The organism is Bacillus sp. 2CMS4F (genome assembly GCF_023161785.1).
Classification (GTDB): domain Bacteria; phylum Bacillota; class Bacilli; order Bacillales; family Bacillaceae; genus Bacillus; species Bacillus halotolerans.
The window spans coordinates 88102-106892 of the sequence record NZ_JALNTO010000005.1; the positions used below are offsets into that span (position 1 = coordinate 88102).

Annotated in this window: 21 protein-coding genes; 15 read left to right on the forward strand and 6 right to left on the reverse strand. The window is 45.3% G+C overall.

Annotation, left to right across the window (positions count from 1 at the left end; translation table 11 throughout):
- Positions 1-20: 20 nt before the first annotated feature.
- Entirely contained in the window at positions 21-1997 is a 1977-nt protein-coding gene (locus tag MTN95_RS09825) for a S9 family peptidase (protein ID WP_248338008.1), read from the forward strand.
- A 39-nt stretch (positions 1998-2036) separates the two neighbouring features.
- On the opposite strand, the gene MTN95_RS09830 is transcribed toward MTN95_RS09825, so the two are convergent.
- A complete protein-coding gene (locus MTN95_RS09830; RefSeq protein WP_175422398.1) occupies positions 2037-2372 on the reverse strand; it encodes a NifU family protein in 336 nt (111 codons plus the stop codon).
- 99 nt (positions 2373-2471) lie between these two features.
- Here MTN95_RS09830 and MTN95_RS09835 point away from each other — a divergent pair, with 99 nt between their 5' ends.
- Complete coding sequence (locus MTN95_RS09835; RefSeq protein ID WP_024122724.1) at positions 2472-2798, forward strand: YuzD family protein; 327 nt, start codon at positions 2472-2474, stop codon at positions 2796-2798.
- A gap of 20 nt (positions 2799-2818) precedes the next feature.
- Here MTN95_RS09835 and MTN95_RS09840 read toward each other — a convergent pair whose 3' ends face one another.
- Positions 2819-3886: an NAD(P)/FAD-dependent oxidoreductase gene (locus MTN95_RS09840; protein WP_024122723.1), complete on the reverse strand. Its 1068-nt coding sequence runs from the start codon at positions 3884-3886 to the stop codon at positions 2819-2821.
- 263 nt (positions 3887-4149) lie between these two features.
- On the opposite strand from MTN95_RS09840, the gene MTN95_RS09845 reads away from it, so the two are divergent.
- The 4 genes from MTN95_RS09845 (at position 4150) to MTN95_RS09860 (ending at position 7155) form a co-directional block, all read left to right on the forward strand.
- Complete coding sequence (locus MTN95_RS09845) at positions 4150-4386, forward strand: YuzB family protein (protein WP_010331736.1); 237 nt, start codon at positions 4150-4152, stop codon at positions 4384-4386.
- Positions 4387-4522: 136 nt separating this feature from the next.
- On the forward strand, positions 4523-5737 hold the full coding sequence (locus tag MTN95_RS09850) for a NupC/NupG family nucleoside CNT transporter (protein WP_105991632.1): 1215 nt from the start codon (positions 4523-4525) through the stop codon (positions 5735-5737).
- Positions 5738-5859: 122 nt separating this feature from the next.
- The gene (gene dapF / locus MTN95_RS09855; protein ID WP_248338010.1) at positions 5860-6714 is read left to right on the forward strand and encodes a diaminopimelate epimerase; all 855 of its coding nucleotides are present in this window, start codon (positions 5860-5862) and stop codon (positions 6712-6714) included.
- Between the two features lie 78 nt (positions 6715-6792).
- Positions 6793-7155 carry a HesB/IscA family protein gene (locus MTN95_RS09860; protein WP_248338012.1) on the forward strand — a complete coding sequence of 121 codons (363 nt, stop codon included), beginning with the start codon at positions 6793-6795 and terminating at the stop codon, positions 7153-7155.
- A gap of 54 nt (positions 7156-7209) precedes the next feature.
- On the opposite strand, the gene guaC is transcribed toward MTN95_RS09860, so the two are convergent.
- A complete protein-coding gene (guaC, locus tag MTN95_RS09865) occupies positions 7210-8190 on the reverse strand; it encodes a GMP reductase (RefSeq protein WP_248338014.1) in 981 nt (326 codons plus the stop codon).
- Between the two features lie 279 nt (positions 8191-8469).
- Here guaC and MTN95_RS09870 point away from each other — a divergent pair, with 279 nt between their 5' ends.
- A complete protein-coding gene (locus MTN95_RS09870; protein ID WP_044158982.1) occupies positions 8470-8610 on the forward strand; it encodes a hypothetical protein in 141 nt (46 codons plus the stop codon).
- A 40-nt stretch (positions 8611-8650) separates the two neighbouring features.
- Here the strand turns inward: MTN95_RS09870 and yumC are convergent, their stop codons facing one another.
- Positions 8651-9649: a ferredoxin--NADP reductase 2 gene (gene yumC, locus MTN95_RS09875; protein WP_024122718.1), complete on the reverse strand. Its 999-nt coding sequence runs from the start codon at positions 9647-9649 to the stop codon at positions 8651-8653.
- A 330-nt stretch (positions 9650-9979) separates the two neighbouring features.
- On the opposite strand from yumC, the gene MTN95_RS09880 reads away from it, so the two are divergent.
- The 4 genes from MTN95_RS09880 to MTN95_RS09895 all read left to right on the forward strand — a co-directional run bounded on the left by MTN95_RS09880 (position 9980) and on the right by MTN95_RS09895 (position 12654).
- Complete coding sequence (locus tag MTN95_RS09880) at positions 9980-11200, forward strand: NAD(P)/FAD-dependent oxidoreductase (RefSeq protein ID WP_029441137.1); 1221 nt, start codon at positions 9980-9982, stop codon at positions 11198-11200.
- Positions 11201-11375: 175 nt separating this feature from the next.
- Complete coding sequence (locus tag MTN95_RS09885; RefSeq protein ID WP_024122716.1) at positions 11376-11519, forward strand: YuiA family protein; 144 nt, start codon at positions 11376-11378, stop codon at positions 11517-11519.
- Positions 11520-11569: 50 nt separating this feature from the next.
- Positions 11570-11890: a YuiB family protein gene (locus tag MTN95_RS09890; protein WP_024122715.1), complete on the forward strand. Its 321-nt coding sequence runs from the start codon at positions 11570-11572 to the stop codon at positions 11888-11890.
- Positions 11891-11994: 104 nt separating this feature from the next.
- On the forward strand, positions 11995-12654 hold the full coding sequence (locus MTN95_RS09895) for a 3D domain-containing protein (protein WP_081638361.1): 660 nt from the start codon (positions 11995-11997) through the stop codon (positions 12652-12654).
- A gap of 32 nt (positions 12655-12686) precedes the next feature.
- Here the strand turns inward: MTN95_RS09895 and MTN95_RS09900 are convergent, their stop codons facing one another.
- Positions 12687-13163: a divergent PAP2 family protein gene (locus MTN95_RS09900; protein WP_044158979.1), complete on the reverse strand. Its 477-nt coding sequence runs from the start codon at positions 13161-13163 to the stop codon at positions 12687-12689.
- A gap of 155 nt (positions 13164-13318) precedes the next feature.
- Between MTN95_RS09900 and MTN95_RS09905 the strand changes: the two genes are divergently transcribed.
- Positions 13319-14821 (forward strand): leucyl aminopeptidase, encoded by a 1503-nt coding sequence (locus tag MTN95_RS09905; RefSeq protein ID WP_101860008.1) that lies wholly within the window; start codon positions 13319-13321, stop codon positions 14819-14821.
- A gap of 143 nt (positions 14822-14964) precedes the next feature.
- Entirely contained in the window at positions 14965-16293 is a 1329-nt protein-coding gene (locus tag MTN95_RS09910) for a Na+/H+ antiporter family protein (protein ID WP_105955495.1), read from the forward strand.
- Between the two features lie 71 nt (positions 16294-16364).
- Here MTN95_RS09910 and MTN95_RS09915 read toward each other — a convergent pair whose 3' ends face one another.
- A complete protein-coding gene (locus MTN95_RS09915) occupies positions 16365-16967 on the reverse strand; it encodes a biotin transporter BioY (RefSeq protein ID WP_105955494.1) in 603 nt (200 codons plus the stop codon).
- Positions 16968-17067: 100 nt separating this feature from the next.
- Between MTN95_RS09915 and MTN95_RS09920 the strand changes: the two genes are divergently transcribed.
- Entirely contained in the window at positions 17068-17664 is a 597-nt protein-coding gene (locus MTN95_RS09920; RefSeq protein ID WP_105955493.1) for a sulfite oxidase-like oxidoreductase, read from the forward strand.
- Positions 17665-17876: 212 nt separating this feature from the next.
- Positions 17877-18746, forward strand: coding sequence for a ferri-bacillibactin esterase BesA (gene besA, locus MTN95_RS09925; RefSeq protein ID WP_105991636.1), 870 nt, complete (start codon positions 17877-17879; stop codon positions 18744-18746).
- Positions 18747-18791 lie beyond the last annotated feature (45 nt).

Sequence of the window (18791 nt, forward strand, 5' to 3'; positions counted from 1 at the left end):
GTAAAAAGGAGGAGATTGATATGAAAAAGCTGATGACCGCGGAAGATATGACAGCCATTGTCTCGGTGACAGACCCTCAATACGCCCCGGACGGGAAGCGTGCGGCTTATGTGAAGTCACAAGCAAACAAAGAGAAAGATTCATATACTTCAAATATATGGGTATATGATGCAGAAAGCGGCGCGTCCATTCCTTGGACATATGGAGAAAAGCGGAGTACTGATCCTAGATGGTCTCCTGACGGACGCCAGATTGCGTTTGTTTCTGACCGTGATGGCGATGTGTCTCAGCTTTATATAATGAGCGCTGAAGGCGGTGAGGCAAAAAAACTGACTGATATTCCGTATGGTGTGTCTCAGCCGGTATGGTCTCCGGATGGAGAGTCAGTGCTTGTCACGGTCAGTCTTGGAGATGAAGAAAGTGTTTATGATCAAGAGAAAACGGAACCCGACAGCTTTGAACCGGTTGAAGTGCATGGTTTAGCCTATAAACGGGACGGAAAAGGGCTGACGAGAGGCGCGTATGCTCAGCTTGTGCTTGTCAGCGTGAAGTCTGGTGAGGTAAAACAGCTGACTAATGAAAAAGCTGACCACTTCGATCCGGCTTTTTCTCCTGACGGCAAATCTCTCGTTTTTTCGGCTAATTTGACTGAAACGGATGATGCCAGCAAGCCGCACGATGTCTGCATGGTGTCGCTGGAGACAGAAGATCTCAAGCTGATTACCTCTCATCGCGGCTCATTCGGACCCAGCTCTTTTTCACCGGACGGAAGGTACCTTGCTTTGCTTGGGCATGAACAGGAATATCGGAATGCAACGCTAGAAAAAGCGTGGCTTTATGATATAGAGCTAGACCGCCTTACGTGTCTCACTGATATGCTGGACGTTCACTTAGCGGATGCGTTGATTGGAGATTCGCTGATAGGAGGAGCTGAACAACGCCCGGTTTGGACAAAAGACAGTCAAGGGTTTTATGTCATCGGCACAGAACAAGGCAGCACGGGAATCTATTATGTTTCTATAGAGGGACTCGTATATCCGATTCGGTTAGAAAAAGAATATATCAACAGCTTTTCTATGCATCCTGATGAACACAGCTTTATTGCCAGTGTGACAAAGCCTGGCAGACCTAGTGAGCTTTACAGCATTCCGCTTGGACAGGAAGAAAAACGGCTGACTGATGCGAATGACAAGTTTGTTGACGAGCACCTCATTTCGTTACCTGAAGACATTCAATATGTGACAGAAGACGGGATGACGGTGAACGGCTGGCTGATGAAACCTGCTCACGCTGCAGAGGGCAAAAACTATCCGCTTATTCTCAATATACACGGCGGTCCGCATATGATGTACGGGCATACATATTTTCACGAATTACAGGTGCTGGCGGCGAAAGGATATGCAGTGGTTTATGTAAATCCAAGAGGAAGTCATGGCTACGGACAGGAATTTGTGAACGCAGTCAGAGGGGATTACGGCGGAAAAGACTATCAGGACGTGATGCAGGCAGTGGATGAGGCGATCAAAAGAGACCCGCAGATAGATGCCGAGCGGATAGGGGTCACAGGCGGAAGCTACGGAGGCTTTATGACCAACTGGATCGTGGGGCAGACACATCGTTTTAAAGCAGCTGTCACTCAGCGTTCGATTTCAAACTGGCTCAGCTTTCACGGCGTTAGTGATATCGGCTATTTTTTCACGGACTGGCAGCTTGAGCATGACATGTTTACCGATACGGAAAAACTGTGGGACCGTTCCCCTTTAAAATATGCGGCAAACGTGGAGACGCCCCTTTTAATTCTTCATGGCGAACGTGATGACCGGTGCCCGATTGAACAGGCTGAACAGCTTTTTATCGCCTTGAAAAAAATGGACAAGGAAACCGTGCTGGTCCGTTTTCCGAAAGCATCGCATAATTTGTCACGCAGCGGACACCCGGGACAGCGGATCAAGCGCCTGGCCTATATAAGCTCATGGTTTGACCAATATCTCTCATAAAAAAAGCCAGGCTGATCAAATATCAGCCTGGCTGCTTTATTAAAAGACTTGTTCTACTTCAATTACACCCGGCACTTCTTCAAGAAGAGCGCGTTCAATTCCGGCTTTCAGCGTAATTGTTGAACTTGGGCAGCTGCCGCACGCGCCTAAAAGACGAAGCTTAACAATACCTTCATCAATGTCTACAAGCTCACAGTCACCGCCGTCACGAAGTAAAAACGGACGAAGTTTGTCCAGTACTTCCTGCACCTGTTCTTTCATTTCAACTTCAGTCATGACATTCGCTCCTTTCGTCGTCATAAAACCATTATATTCAGTGTAACAATAAAAATCTATTGTTTGGTTTGCAGAATTGCTCCCATTATTATAGCACATTCAGACTTGAACACAAAAACGGTTTTTTTCTATAAAAACGTCTTTTGTCTCTGTATACTTAATAGAAAGAACTAACGCAGAGAAATGGGGGCATTATCAATGACCAAAACAGTCATGCTCAGCGTATATGGGGCAGAAACCGTTTGTGCAAGCTGTGTCAATATGCCGACGGCTAAAGATACATATGAATGGCTTGAGGCTGCGCTGAAAAGAAAATATCCGAATCAGCCTTTTGAAATCCAATACATCGACATTTACGAGCCGCCTGACGTCGAAAACGTAAAACAGCTTGCGGAAAAAATCAGAAATGACGAATATTTTTATCCGCTCGTCCTCGTCGAAAATAAAATTGTCGGAGAAGGCAATCCGAAATTGAAGGATGTATATGAGGAAATGGAGAGATACGGTTATACAGAAAACCGCTGACTTCATCAGCGGTTCTGCTATTATCCGTTATGGTGTTTGTACATCCACAGCAAGCCGGATTTCAGCAAACGCGGAACACGGCCGATCAGCGGCCGGTCAGCAACAAGTCCGAAGCCGGCTTTTTTTCCGAGTGAACCTAAAACGCCTTTCAGCTTAAACTGAGGCATTGATTCAGGAAGGGCTTCACCATTCCAGCGTTTTTGCAATATTTGGACAATCTGTTCTGCTTGAGCTTCTGCCAGCTGGGCACTCGGTGCGTGAGGAAGGCTGGCACAATCTCCGACAACGTACAGATGTTCATCACCCGGGACATTGTGATGAGGGGTTAACACGACACGGCCTTGTGCGTCCTTTTCCACATCCAAGTCTCTGACGACTTTATTCGGCTGTATGCCGGCTGTCCATACGATGGCGTCTGCGGAAATTGCGTCATCGTGGTTATACACAACGCCTTCTTCTACTCTTGTGATATTTGCCCTGTTAATAATGCGGACACCGTGCTCTTCGAACCATTTTTGCACATATTTGCTCAAACGCTCGGGAAAGCTTGATAAAATGAGATCTCCGCGGTCAAACAAAATAATGTTCAGATCGTCACGGCTTTCTCTTAATTCACTTGCAAGTTCAACGCCGCTAAGGCCTGCTCCGACAATGGCAACAGTCGCTTCGGCGCATAAGTTGTTCAGCTTTTGATAGGTTTCGCGGGACTGATCGATGGTTTGAATGCTGTAGGTGAATTCGGGCGCTCCCGGCACGTTATGATATTTATCCTCGCAGCCGAGCCCGATCACTGCGTCATCGTAAGAAATCGGTTCGCGGTCATGGAACAGCACTTGTTTTTGTGCAATATCAATTGATGAAATATCGCCGTACTCGACATCCAGGCGAGGGTGCTCTGGGAACGTCACTCTGATATGGTGGTCAGAAATTGTGCCTGCGGCAAGGGCATAATATTCTGTTTTTAAGCAGTGATAAGGATTTCTGTCAATTAACGTGATTGAAACATCATGAGGCAGCTGGTTGGGCAATAAGCGATGAAGAACACGCATGTTTCCGTAACCTCCGCCGATCAAGACCAATTTTTTCATTTGAATTCCCCTTTAACCCGAAGAGTATGATAGACACATTGATGAAAAATACGAACTTTGTAAAATAACATCTAGAATTATATCGAATTTGATCTAAAATCACAATATTAGTTTCAAAATAACCTACAAATTAGCCTTAAAAGGCAAATTAGTAAAACGTTATTGCAGGAATGATATGTTACGATAATAAATTTTAATGCGTTCGTTGTCTTTGACGAATAGTGAAAAATTCGCGATAATGTTCATATGTGAGGTGAAACCGCATGAATCCAATGATTGAATTTTGTGTCAGCAATCTGGCTCACGGCTCTCAGGAAGCCCGAGCGATTTTAGAGAAAGATCCGAATCTGGATGTTCTTGAATACGGCTGTTTAAGCTATTGCGGGAAATGTATGGAATCACTATTCGCTCTAGTAAACGGAGAAGTCGTTACGGGTGAAACACCTGCTGAGCTTGTTGAGAATATATATACATTTATTGAAGAAAACCCAATGTTTTGAAGAAAAGGGCCTGTCTCAGGCCCTTTTTTATTTTGCGGTACAAAAGTACTGAAAAAATGTGTAGACATCAAAAAATATTATTGTTATCGTATAAAAGATTTGTTTTAAATAAATTTTAAGAGGTGTAGGTGTATTCATGAATGTTCTTTGGGGACTGCTCGGCGCAGTTGGGATAATCGCCATCGCGTTTTTATTTTCAGAAAAGAAAAGCAATATTAGAATAAGAACCGTCATCGTTGGTTTATGTATACAGGTGGCGTTTGGATACATCGTGTTGAAATGGGAAGCGGGACGCGCTGTTTTTTTATGGTTTTCAAGCCGTGTACAGCTTCTGATTGATTATGCGAATGAAGGCATCAGTTTTATATTTGGGCCGCTTTTAAAAGTCGGCGACAGCCCGGCGTTTGCATTAAGTGTACTGCCTGTTATCATTTTCTTCTCAGCACTGATCGCAGTTTTATATCATTTAAAAATCATGCAGCTCATTTTCCGTGTGATCGGCGGCGGATTGTCGAAACTTCTTGGGACAAGCAAAACGGAATCTCTTGCGGCTGCTGCTAATATTTTTGTAGGGCAATCGGAATCTCCGTTAGTGATCAGGCCCCTCATTGCAGGGCTGACGCGCTCTGAACTGTTTACAATTATGACGAGCGGTCTATCGGCTGTTGCGGGTTCAACTTTGTTTGGCTACGCCCTTCTCGGTATTCCGATTGAATACTTGCTCGCGGCGAGCTTCATGGCTGCTCCTGCGGGTCTGGTATTCGGAAAATTAATCATTCCTGAAACGGAAACGCCGCAAACAGTAAAAGGCGATTTCAAAATGGATGAAGGCGAAGGAGCGGCCAATGTGATTGACGCGGCTGCAAAGGGTGCGTCAACAGGTCTGCAAATTGCGCTGAACGTTGGTGCGATGCTGCTTGCATTCGTCGCATTAATCGCCGTGGTCAACGGTATTCTCGGCGGTGTTTTCGGCTTGTTCGGTTTAAAAGATGTCACATTAGAATCTATCCTCGGCTATGTGTTTTCTCCAATCGCCTTTATGATTGGTGTGCCATGGCATGAAGCCTTGCATGCCGGAAGCTTTATCGGCCAGAAACTGGTGCTGAATGAGTTTGTCGCTTATTCTCATTTCGGTCCGCACATCGGCGAGTTTTCTAAAAAAACCGCTACGATTATCAGTTTTGCGTTATGCGGATTCGCAAATTTCTCTTCGATTGCGATTATGCTCGGTACGCTTGGCGGTTTAGCGCCAAGCCGCCGCTCAGATATCGCACGCCTCGGGTTAAAGGCTGTTCTGGCGGGAACATTAGCCAATCTGCTGAGCGCAGCTATTGCCGGCATGTTCATATAAAAGATAAAAGCTCCTTGCGTCATTGCAAGGAGCTTTTATGTATGAAAAACGGGGGATAATTGTATTGTGTCCGTTTATAATAGCTTTTATACTAAGAAAAAGAGAAAAAGTTGGAGGCCTCTATGAACTCATTTCGATTTACCAAAATGCACGGACTTGGAAACAGCTATATATACGTGAATCAATTTGAAGAACAACTGCCGGAAGAACAACTGTCTGAAATAGCGGTTCAAGTGTCTTCCGTTTATACAGGGATCGGCTCCGACGGAATGATCCTCATATGTCCTTCAGATCAAGCACCTGTCAAAATGCGGATTTTTAATAATGACGGGTCTGAAGGGAAAAACTGCGGCAACGGCCTGCGCTGCGTTGCAAAATATGCGTATGAGCATAAGCTGGTTGAGGAAACATCTTTTCTGATTGAAACCCTCTCCGGGCTTGTAAAAGCGGAGGTTCAAGCTGAAAACGGAAAAGTGAATGTTGTCACTGTCGATATGGGTGAACCGCGTCTGACAAAAGCCGAGCTTCCGATGCTTGGCGGCGGTGAGGAGCAAACCATTAATGAAACAATGACATTTGGCGAAGCTGAACTAAAAGGCACCGCGGTTTCCATGGGCAATCCGCATATCGTTTTTCCGATTGCCGATATTGAACAGGCTCCGCTGACGACACTGGGGCCGGTGATTGAGAAAGATCCAAAATTTCCGGAAGGTGTGAATGTCGAGTTTGTGGAAACCGTGAATGAACATGAACTGCACTTCCGCGTGTGGGAACGGGGATCAGGCATCACTCAGGCTTGCGGAACAGGCGCTTGTGCAGCGGCTGTCGCATCTGTTTTAAACGGCGTATCAAGACGAAATGAAGACATTACGGTCCATTTAGCGGGCGGAGATTTGGTCATTAATTGGAAAGAGAACGGCCATGTGATGATGACAGGCCCGGCAGAGACTGTTTGTGAGGGCGTCTATTTTTTATAAAACAGCTAGTTTGAGAAATGAGCCGATCAAGTTTATAATAAAAGACAACATCCGGTTTTTAAAAGGAGGTTCACATTAATGAGCAACCCTGTAACAATTACAGAAGCAGCAGCTTTGCATATAAAAGATATGATGAAAGAGCATGAAGAAGAAAACGCGTTTCTGCGTGTCGGCGTTAAAGGCGGCGGCTGCAGCGGCCTTTCATACGGAATGGGCTTTGAGCATGAAAAAAGCGTAGCAGACAGTATGTTTGAGGAGCACGGCATTACTGTTCTCGTTGACAAAGAAAGCCTTGATATCATGAACGGCACTATTATAGACTTTAAGCAATCCATGCTTGGCGGCGGTTTTACCATCGATAATCCAAACGCCATCGCCTCATGCGGCTGCGGTTCTTCTTTCAGGACAGCGACGAATGCAGGTAAACCAGAAGAGTGCTAATGATAGAAAAAAGCCAAGTCAAGCGGCGAGCCGCTGACTTGGCTTTTTTTATTTTTAATACTTATCTCCATTAAAAATCGAATTCTTCACGATGACATAATCCACATTGCGGATAGCCTCCAGCTTAGTTCCGCCAGCATAAGAAATAGAAGATTGAAGATCCTGTTCCATTTCAATCAGCGTATCCATGATTGCGCCTTTATGCTCTACGTGCATTTTTTTGCCTTCGACATTTTTCTTTTCGCCTTTTTGATATTCAGAGGCTGAGCCAAAGTATTCTTTGTAGAGCTTTCCGTTTTTTTCAATGGTTTGTCCCGGTGATTCCTCGTGTCCGGCAAATAGTGAACCGATCATGACCATGGTGGCGCCGAATCGAATTGATTTTGCGATGTCGCCATGTGTGCGGATTCCGCCATCCGCGATAATCGGTTTGCTGGCGGCTTTTGCGCACCAGCGCAGCGCGGCTAATTGCCATCCGCCTGTGCCGAAACCGGTTTTAATTTTCGTTATACATACTTTTCCCGGTCCGATGCCGACTTTTGTGGCATCCGCTCCGGCATTTTCGAGCTCTCTGACAGCTTCCGGTGTTCCGACATTTCCCGCGATGACAAAGCTGTCCGGAAGATGCTTTTTGAGGTGCTGAATCATCTCAATGACGGCATTGGAATGTCCGTGAGCGATGTCGATGGTTACGTATTCAGGGACCAGATTTTCTTCTGCCAGGTGACGGACAAATGCATACTCCTCATCTTTGACCCCAACGCTGATAGAAGAGAAGAGGCCGCGTGCGTTCATGTCCTTTATAAAGTCAATCCGTTTTTCAGGTTCAAAGCGGTGCATCACATAAAAGTAGCTGTTTTCGGCTAATGAAACCGCAAGTTTCTCATCTATAATCGTCTGCATATTGGCAGGAACGACGGGCAATTTAAATGTACGTTCGCCTAAACGTACGGATGTATCACATTCAGAACGGCTGTTTACAATGCATTTTGCAGGAATTAGCTGAATATCTTCGTAATCAAACACGTTTTCCATAGAATCCACTCCTAAATACGAATATTTATAATAAATATATACCAAATGTTCGCCTTGTATAATGTACTCTGTTTTAGGGAGGATGTCAAACGATTTATCTGATGATGGATGTGATTCAGGTGCGGAAGCTTGTCATTCAGGATGAGTTTGGGTATCATAGTCTTAACGAATGATCTCATAGAGCGGATGATAAAACGCTAATATAGAAGTTCAGCACAGCTTGGTCCTACAGCACCAGGCTTTCTTTATGACATGGACATGTGAAAGGAGCGAGTGGAGATGACTCAAAACGAAGAACAAACACCGAAGTCCCAAAAGATCCAAGACCGCATTATCATGACCACGATCTGGGTTGTAGCAGCCCTTGTGATTGCGCTGGTTATCGGAACTGCGATGAATTATATAAATATCTTTAAATAAAAAAGGAGCTGTGTCACCTTGACACAAACTCCTTTTTTTATTATTTATTTTCAAAAAGACTTGTAGAGTGCAGAGGCTGTACGCGAGCTTTCGGGTCCATGTAAGCTTTCGCGTTGTTAACAGCTGTCGGTGCTTCGCCGAAGCCGCTTGCGATCAGGTTGACTTTTCCTTCGTATGTGCAAATGTCACCTGCTGCGAAGAAGCCTTCGATATTTGTTTCCATCGTCGATTTGACGACAATGGAATTTTTCTCAATTTCAAGTCCCCAGTTTTTAATCGGTCCAAGAGATGAGACGAAGCCGTAGTTGACAATTAAGTCATCGATTTCTAAAATCTCTTTGCGCTCGCCTTTCACTTCCTCAAGCACAAGCTGCTCGATTTTGTCTTCTCCGATGAGCTCTGTCGGAACAAATGGAGTCAGGACATTCACTTTAGATGCGTGAAGGTTTTCCACACTGTGCTCATGCGCGCGGAATTTATCGCGGCGGTGAACGATGGAAACTTCTTTTGCGATTGGCTCAAGCATAAGCGCCCAGTCAACCGCTGAATCTCCTCCGCCCAGAATCGCAACGCGTCTGCCGGCGAATTTTTGTAAATCATCAACGAAGTAGTGAAGGTTTTTGCCTTCGTATTGTTCGGCTGTTTCAAGCTCGAGCTTTCTTGGTTTGAATGCGCCGTTTCCTGCTGTGATGATGACCGTTTTAGAGTAATGGGTTTCTTCGTTTGTCACAAGCTTAAACACGCCGTCTGCTTGTTTTTCAACAGATTCAACCGCTTGCTCTAAACAAATCGTTTGGTCGAATTTCGCCATTTGCTCTTTTAAGTTGTTCACTAGCTCTTGGGCGCGGATTTTCGGGAATCCTGCTACATCATATATATATTTCTCAGGGTACAGGGCACTAAGCTGTCCGCCAAGCTGAGGCAGGCTTTCGATAATTTTGACGCTTGCCTGTCTCATGCCTCCGTAAAAAGCGGTGAATAAGCCGACCGGTCCCCCGCCTATAATTGTAATATCATAAACCTTTGTATCCTCTCGCATACGAAAATTGCCTCCTAAATGAAAATTGTTATTAATTATACCATATTGCTCTTAAAATTGACGAGTCAGCAGAAAAATTTGCGAGTGCATTGTATGCGCATTCATTCTTGATCATATGCCCGCGGGCCGATACGATAAGAAAAACATGAATTCATCTTTTTTCTGAATGTTTCATGAACCAGCCGGATACACATGATAGTAGTGCTATGGGTGTGGACTTCACAAAAAACTTTTCAATATATTTCATAAAATCCTGCCAATAAGCTGAAGATAACACAAATGATGATTTTTATATGCGTCTAACAGCAAAAAAAAGAGAAGGTGGATGTGATGGCATTGAATAAGCCCAAAATCGTGATTTTAGGTGCAGGTTATGGCGGATTGATGACAGTGACAAGGCTGACGAAGCATGTCGGTCCGAATGATGCTGATATTACGCTTGTGAATAAACACAATTATCATTACGAAACGACATGGATGCACGAAGCGAGCGCCGGTACGCTCCATCATGACCGCTGCCGTTATCAGATAAAAGATGTAATCAACCAGTCACGTGTCAATTTTGTACAGGATACCGTGAAGGCAATCAAAATAGACGAGAAGAAAGTTGTGCTTGCCAATGGAGAGCTGCAGTACGATTATTTAGTTATCGGCCTCGGGGCGGTACCTGAAACGTTCGGCATTAAAGGCTTAAAAGAATTTGCGTTTCCGATCGCCAATATCAATACATCTCGCGTGCTTCGGGAACATATTGAGCTGCAATTTGCGACTTACAACATCGAAGCTGAAAAAAGGCCGGACAGGTTAACAATCGTTGTCGGGGGAGCCGGATTTACGGGTATTGAATTTCTTGGCGAACTGGCTGCCCGCGTGCCGGAGCTCTGCAAGGAGTATGACGTTGACAGAAGCCTTGTACGCATAATCTGCGTAGAAGCAGCGCCGACCGTATTGCCGGGCTTTGATCCCGAGCTTGTCGATTATGCTGTTCACTATCTTGAGGAGAATGGCGTTGAGTTTAAAATCGGCACGGCGGTTCAAGAGTGTACCGCAGAAGGAGTCACAGTCGGCAAAAAAGATGAGGAGCCCGAGCAAATCAAATCGCAAACGGTGGTGTGGGCGGCAGGTGTCCGCGGACATCCGATTGTGGAAGAAGCCGGCTTTGAAAATATGCGCGGCCGGGTGAAAGTCAATCCTGATCTCCGCGCGCCCGGACATGACAACGTCTTTATTCTCGGCGACAGCTCGCTGTTTATCAATGAAGACACTGACCGTCCTTATCCGCCGACCGCCCAAATCGCGATGCAGCAGGGGACTACGGTCGCTAAAAACATTGCAAAACTCATTAAGGGCGGCGAGCTTGAAGAATTCAAACCTGATATAAAAGGAACGGTGGCTTCTCTTGGCGAGCATAATGCGGTCGGAGTCGTGTACGGAAGAAAACTGAAAGGCACGCCGGCTTCTTTTATGAAAAAAGTCATCGATAACCGTTCGCTGTTTTTAATCGGCGGACTCGGACTCACACTGAAAAAAGGCAAGTTTAAGTTTTTCTAAAAACCCGCTCTCCGCGGGTTTTGTTTTATTAAAAAACGCCAAAATAAAAAGAGAACAAGAGGAAAATAAAAATGTTTCCGCTTACATCAAAAGATTTGTCACATGATCTGACTTTATCATTGACAGCTTGGTATGGTATTATTATCTGAAAATTAAGAAAAAAGGTGATGCTAAGATGAAAACCGCAACGACAACCGCTTCACAGGCATGCCCGTTTTGCTCAGGGAAAGGGTATTTTCAATTAATCCTCGGCGGTTCAGAAACTTGTCCGTCATGTCAGGGGACAGGTAAAGACAGTCATTCATTTTCCAGCCGTTGACTTTTTAAAAGCCCCCGCGGTACACTAAAAGTAACGCAGGGGGTGGGGTTTTGATTAGTCTGCCAGTCGTTATCATCTCAATTGTTTTATTTTTTGTTTTGTTTTTTGGAATCGGTTTCTTATTAAACATGCTGCTGAGAATGTCCTGGATTATGGCTGTGATTTATCCGATTGTATGCCTTTTTATAATCAGCAAGGAAAAGCTGATCAGCTATATCCAATCGCCAGGCGAATCCTTTGCCAGCCTGTTTCAGAGAATCGTATCGTTAGCTGCTGCAGATGTATTGATTTTAGCCAGCGGTCTGGCCGGCGCCATTGTCTCAGGCATAGCGATCAACATGCTCAGAAAAAGAGGATATCAGATGTTTTAATGCCGCTTTCTTTCTAAAGAAAGCTTTTTTTTGTGCCTTCAGCGCATTCACCGTTTTGAATATTGCTCCCGCTATTTGGGAACAATGATTCGGAGGAGAGGTGAATAATGTTGAAAATGATCAGACGTTTGCTGATGGCCTGTTTATTTCTGCTCGCGTTTGCCACGACATATTTAGCCATATCAGGAGTAGAGGCGAAGGACCTATCAAAATGGGTGCAAGAAAATAATGAGAAGCACTCGAAGAATACAGGGCTGACATTAAAAGCATTGCAGCAGAAAAACGAAAAAACGATGTCCGCTGCAGCCAAAGCAAAAGACAAACCATTGGAAGAAGCCTTTGACTGGAACCAGTATCCGGCGCAAAAAGTAACGGCTACAGGCTATACAGCGGGAGTCGAATCGACGGGTAAAAAACCTGGTGATCCATTATACGGGCTTACATATTCAGGTGTTAAAGTGAAAAGAGATTTATACTCTACGGTTGCCGCCGATCCATCCGTTTTTCCGATCGGCACCATTTTATTTATCCCGAACTATGGTTTGGGTGTCGTTGCGGACACAGGATCGGCCATCAAGGGAAACCGCATTGATCTGTACTTTGAAACCGTTCATGATGTCTACAATGAATGGGGCAAAAAAACCCTGGACGTGTATGTGATTAAGAAGGGGACCGGAAAAGTCACTGAGGATGAACTGGTAAAGCTTAATGAAACAAAATCATTGCAGGTGTTCAGAAATCAATACAAAACAGTGAAAGAATAAAACGCTCCAGCTGCGGCTGAAGCGTTATTTTTTTACAGAAAAAAGTATGCCAGTGCCAGTGTTAATAAAATTCCTGTCAATCCGCCAAAAAAGACCTCGATTGGCTGATGGCCGAGAAGCTCTTTCAGCTTTTTTTGTTTTTCTTTCTCTTCGGCTTTCGGGAAATCTTTTGCTTCATTCACAAAACGGTTAAAATCAATCACAAGTTTATTAATGACTGTTGCCTGCTCGCCGGCATGACGTCTGACGCCGGTTGCGTCAAACATGGTAATGACGGCGAAAATGGCTGAAACCGCAAAGAGAGAGGAACCTAATCCATGCTCTAAGGCTACGCCTGTAGAGAGCGCCGTAACAGCTGCGGAGTGGGAACTCGGCATGCCGCCTGTGCTTGTCACCAGCGACCAGTCCAGTTTTCTGGATACGATAAATTGTATCGGCACTTTAATGACTTGTGCAAAGATGATGGCAGCAAGGCTTGATAATAAAGGAAAATTCATAAAAAGTTCCATAGGCGACATCCTTTCTATATGAAAATCTTTCGTGTTACAAAAGAAAAAAGCAGGTCTTTGTCTGTTGTTTGATAAAATAAATGTAAGGAAAGAATGTTTTTCCTATTATACCATTGTTCATTACAAATACCCATTACGTTAGGAGTGTAAGCCTTATGTTTTATGCGGTTCAACAATTAGAGCATACTGAAACCCTAGTGGTCGGACTTTTTCAAAAAAGCCAGCTGACAGGCAAAGCAAAGGAAATTGATGAAAAACTGGAAGGCCATCTGACTCAGCTTCTGAAAGACGGTGATGTCTCTGCCAAACGGAATCAAGTATCAAAAGTATTCCCTCCGTCCTCCGCTGGTATGAAACGTATTTATTTCGTCGGTTTGGGAAGAGAGGCGAATTATTCATTTGAAGAGGCGAAGGAAAGCTTTGCCCATGTTTTTCAAGCCATTCATAAAGACAGAAAACAAGAGGCTGCCGTACTGCTTGACACATTTATTTGTGAAGAAGTTCCCGCAGCGGATGCCGCTCACGCATTAGCTGAGAGCTGCCTGCTTGCTTCTTATGAGGTGCAGGATTATAAGCACAAATCAAATGAGCCGGATAAACAGCTTGAATCCATCTATGCCGTCACAGATGAAGATACACAAGAAGTGCAGGCCGGTCTTCTTGTCGGCCGGGCATACGGGCAGGGCACAAATTCGGCGAGAACGCTTGTTAATATGCCGGGAAATATGCTGACAGCAACTGACTTGGCTTCTTATGCGTCCGAGCTTGCGGCGAAGTATGATTTTGAGTGTGAAATATTGGAGAAATCGGATATGGAAGAGCTCGGTATGGGAGGGATCCTTGCGGTAAACCAAGGCTCTGCCGAACCGCCCAAAATGATTGTCTTAAAGTATCAGGGCAAAAAGGAATGGGAAAACGTTATCGGACTTGTCGGAAAAGGAATTACCTTTGACACAGGCGGTTACTCTATTAAAACGAAAACAGGAATTGTCGGCATGAAATCCGATATGGGAGGAGCGGCAGCGGTCCTTGGCGCAATGGAAACGATCGGCGAGCTTCGTCCGGAGCAAAATGTGCTGGCTGTCATTCCGTCAACCGACAACATGATTTCAGGCGGAGCGATGAAGCCTGACGATGTCATCGTGTCATTAAGCGGAAAAACGATTGAAATCCTTAACACGGATGCAGAAGGAAGGCTTGTGCTTGCAGACGGCCTTACATATGCGAAACAGCATGGCGCGTCTGTTCTTGTTGATGTGGCAACGCTCACCGGCGGCGTTGTTGTGGCATTGGGCACAGAAACAACCGGCGCCATGACAAATAACGAGAGCTTTTATCAGCGGGTGGCTGAAGCTGCGGAAGAGTGCGGTGAGGCCATCTGGCAGCTGCCGATTACAGAAAAGGATAAAAAACGTGTGAAAAACAGCCAAATGGCGGATTTAAACAATTCACCGGGACGGGAAGGCCATGCCATTATGGCAGGAACGTTTCTTGGTGAGTTTGCTGAAACGACTCCTTGGGTCCATCTTGATATTGCAGGCACAGCAACTTCAAGTAAAGCAAGCTGCTTCGGTCCGTCCGGTGCAACCGGCGTCATGGCAAGAACACTGGCTACGCTGGCAGAAAGATTCACAGCGGAAGAAGACGCAAAAGCATAATAAATATAGCCCTGCTGCGATTTCGCGGCAGGTTTTTTTTCTCCAAAATCTTTAGTTGACTAAAGTATCATGAATATGATACGATACGTTCGTACTTTATTTATCTACTACATTAGCAAACTAAAGGATTTTGGAGGGGTATCATGAATGCAGTCGTCATCGCAGTGCTGCTTATGCTTGTTTTAAGCCTTCTGCGTGTCAATATAGTTATTGCTTTAATCATAGGTGCTTTGGCCGGCGGCTTAACAGGAGGACTCGGCCTTGGTGAAACGGTTAAAGCCTTTACAGAAGGGCTCGGAGGAAATGCCACCGTTGCAGTCAGCTACGCTATGCTTGGTGCGTTTGCTGCGGCTTTAACGAAAACAGGTCTTCCGGATGCTATGGTGGAAGCTTCTGTGAAATTAATTGGAAACAAAGAAGATACTCGAAAAAAGGCACTGTCTAAAGTGCTTATCGTACTGATTATTTTAATCGTAGCTTGTTTTTCACAAAACGTGGTACCGGTTCACATCGCATTTATTCCTGTGCTGATACCGCCGCTTTTGAAAATCTTTAATGAGCTTGAAATGGACCGCAGGCTGATTGCGTGTGTGATTACGTTCGGCTTAACGGCTCCTTATATTGTACTGCCTGTTGGCTTCGGCCAGATATTCCAAGGCATGCTGAAGGACAACATGGCCGATGCGGGTTTAAACGTTCCGCTTGGCGATATCCCGTACGCGCTGATCATACCGGTTGCAGGCATGGTTGTCGGTTTGATTTTATCAGTAATCGTTTTTCGTAAACCAAAAGTGTATGAAACAAAAGAAATCTCAGGTGTAAAAGCATCTCCATATACGAAAAAAAGCCTGGGAATCGCGGTTCTCGCCATTGTAGTGTCACTCGGCGTCCAGCTTTATTTATCGCAGACATTGGGAGTAGAAGGGATGATTATGGGGGCGCTGGCCGGCCTGATTATCCTGTTTGTCAGCGGTGTAATGAAACGTGACGAAGCGGATTCATTGATTACTGACGGTATGGTATTAATGGCCTTTATCGGATTTGTTATGCTTGTTGCAGCCGGTTTCTCAAATGTATTGACAAAAACCGGAGATGTCGAGTCATTGGTCAAAACATCAGCTGGTATTATCGGGCACAGTCAGTCACTGGGTGCATTGCTGATGCTGATTGTCGGCTTGCTGATTACAATGGGAATCGGCTCATCTTTTGCAACGATTCCGGTGATCACAACGATCTTTGTGCCTCTATGTATGCAGCTCGGCTTCAGCCCGATGGCAACGATTGCGATTATCGGAGCGGCTGCCGCGCTTGGCGACGCCGGTTCACCTGCCAGCGACAGTACGCTTGGCCCGACTTCGGGTCTGAGTGCGGACGGACAGCATCACCACATTTGGGACACTTGTGTGCCGACATTTATCTTTTATAATATTCCGCTTGTTATTTTTGGCTGGATTGCGGCGCTTGTCTTATAGAAAAAAGGCTCTCCTTAACGGGAGAGCCTTTTTTGTTTATCATTTCAAAAAACCGTCCATCGGAACGGTTTTTAAGTGGACGATATTTGATGTCTGTTAAAGCCGGTTGCTTTATGAATAGAGCGGTAGATCGCAGGTGCGATAAACGTCAGCAGCACAGCCAGCGCCGTGTCTTTTACCATAAACCAAGTCATAAAGCCCCAAGCCGTGCCGTAGCTCACCGGTGTATGAATCCACAGATTCAGCGCAAGATACATATAGGTGGTGCCGATGATATACATAATGGCCGTTCCGATAAGAGAAGCAATCAGAAAACGGGTTTTACTTGGCTGAATTTTGCGTTCTAATAACCATCCAGCTGCGAATGCTGCAGGAATGTATGAGATAATGAAGCCGCCGCTTTTACCTGCAAATGGTGCGAAGCCCGCGGAAAACTGAGCGAACACTGGTGCCCCGGCCAATCCGACCAGCGCATATACAAGCATCGCGATAGCAGCGCGTTTGCTGCCGAGAAGCAAAGCCGCCAAGAGGCAGAAAAACGGCTGCATCGACAGCGGAATGCCGGCAACTTGCAAAAAGGGCGCGACTGATGTAATGTTGGCGCCGACAGCCATAAGTGCGGCGAACATGCCGATCAGCGCCATATCACCCGCACGAAGTTTATGTTGTTTCATCGTTGTTCCCCCTTAGGTTTACATACACAATCATAGAGTAATAAAGATCTGAATGATTGTCAACATAAATATAATTTAGGTTAACAAAAGGAGGATTTGCATGTATTTCGGAAAAATAAAACAGGCAGATCAGTCAGGAAGAGTGCCGCCCAATCAAAATGTGACGACTTCGTTTCCTGTGCTTCATACGGGGAACGTTCCGTATTATGAGGATATGACGAAGTGGAATCTGCAAGTATACGGATTGGTTGATCACCCTATGCTTTTAAGCTTTGAAGATATAAAAGCCTTTCCTCAGTGTGAATCGGAAAATGACATTCATTGCGTGACAGGCTGGTCGCGGCTTGATAATGTTTGGCAGGGGGTAAGGACAAGGGATATTGCGGAGAAAGCCGGGGTAAGAGAAGAGGCGGGCTATGTCATTTTACACGCGGAAGAGGGCTGGACGACAAATCTGCCGCTCGATGACTTTTTGGCTGAAACATCACTGCTCGCTTATGCGCATAACGGCGAACCTTTAACGCCTGAACACGGCTTCCCGCTGCGAGGGGTGTTTCCTCATTTGTATTTTTGGAAAAGCGCTAAGTGGCTGCGCGGCATCCAATTTACGAAAGAAAATCATCCCGGTTTTTGGGAGCAGAACGGCTATCATATGAGAGGCGACCCTTGGCAGAATCAGAGATTTACATGGGATTAAGGTTCTAGTAAACGTAGGATAATCAGCATCTTTTCAAGGATTTTATTTCCATATTGCTAGTCATCAGGTACCTTATTTAGATAAGGTGCCTTTTTTATTAAGGAAAAAGTTGACTTTGTTTGCCAGAAAACCTATTATTTGAGTTGTCTAGTTGATAGTGAAAATCATTATCATAAATGCAGCCAGTTTTAAGGAGAGGAATGTCGTACTGCATGATTGAGAAAAAAACAGATGGGGCTAAAGGCGGGACCTACAACGCATTTACCATTCCGGGAACGGAAGTGCGTAAAATGTCTTCACGCAATGGCAGCCGCGGCTATCAAATCTTTATCTCAAAACCGAGCACAGAGCCGCCGCCTTCTGGTTATCCGGTTATTTATCTGCTCGATGCCAATTCTATTTTTGGTACAATGTCGGAAGCTGTTCGAGTGCAGGGGCGCCGTCCTGAGAAAACAGGGGTGATTCCCGCTGTGATTGTCGGTATTGGCTATGACACAACAGAACCGTTTTCTTCTGCGCGCCACCGGGATTTTACAATGCCTACGTCTTACTCGGAGCTGCCGGTAAGGCCTGACGGCAAAGAATGGCCGGAGCATGGCGGAGCGGGGGACTTTTTAAGGTTTATTGAAGAGGATCTCAAACCGGAGATTGAACAAGATTATGAGATTGACAGAAACAGACAAACGATCTTTGGCCACTCTCTTGGCGGGCTCTTCGTTTTGCAGGTGCTCTTAACGAAACCGGATGCATTCCAAACGTATATCGCGGGCAGTCCGTCCATTCATTGGAATAAACCATTTATTGAAAAGGAAACTGAGCGTTTCGCTTCCTGTTTAAAGAAAAACGGTCAGCCTGTTAATCTTCTGCTTGCGGCAGGAGAATTGGAAAAGCATCATAAATGCCGAATGAACGATAACGCGAAGGAGCTTTACGAGCGGCTGGCTACTTTGGCTGAACAAGGCGTACGGACAGAATTTTGCGAGTTTTCAGGAGAAGGACATATTTCGGTTCTTCCTGTTTTGGTCAGCAGGGCATTGCGTTTCGCGCTTCACCCTGACGGCCCGCACATTTCAATGAGTTGAGAATTGTCTCAGCTCCCATATTTGTCACAAAAATTATATTTGACT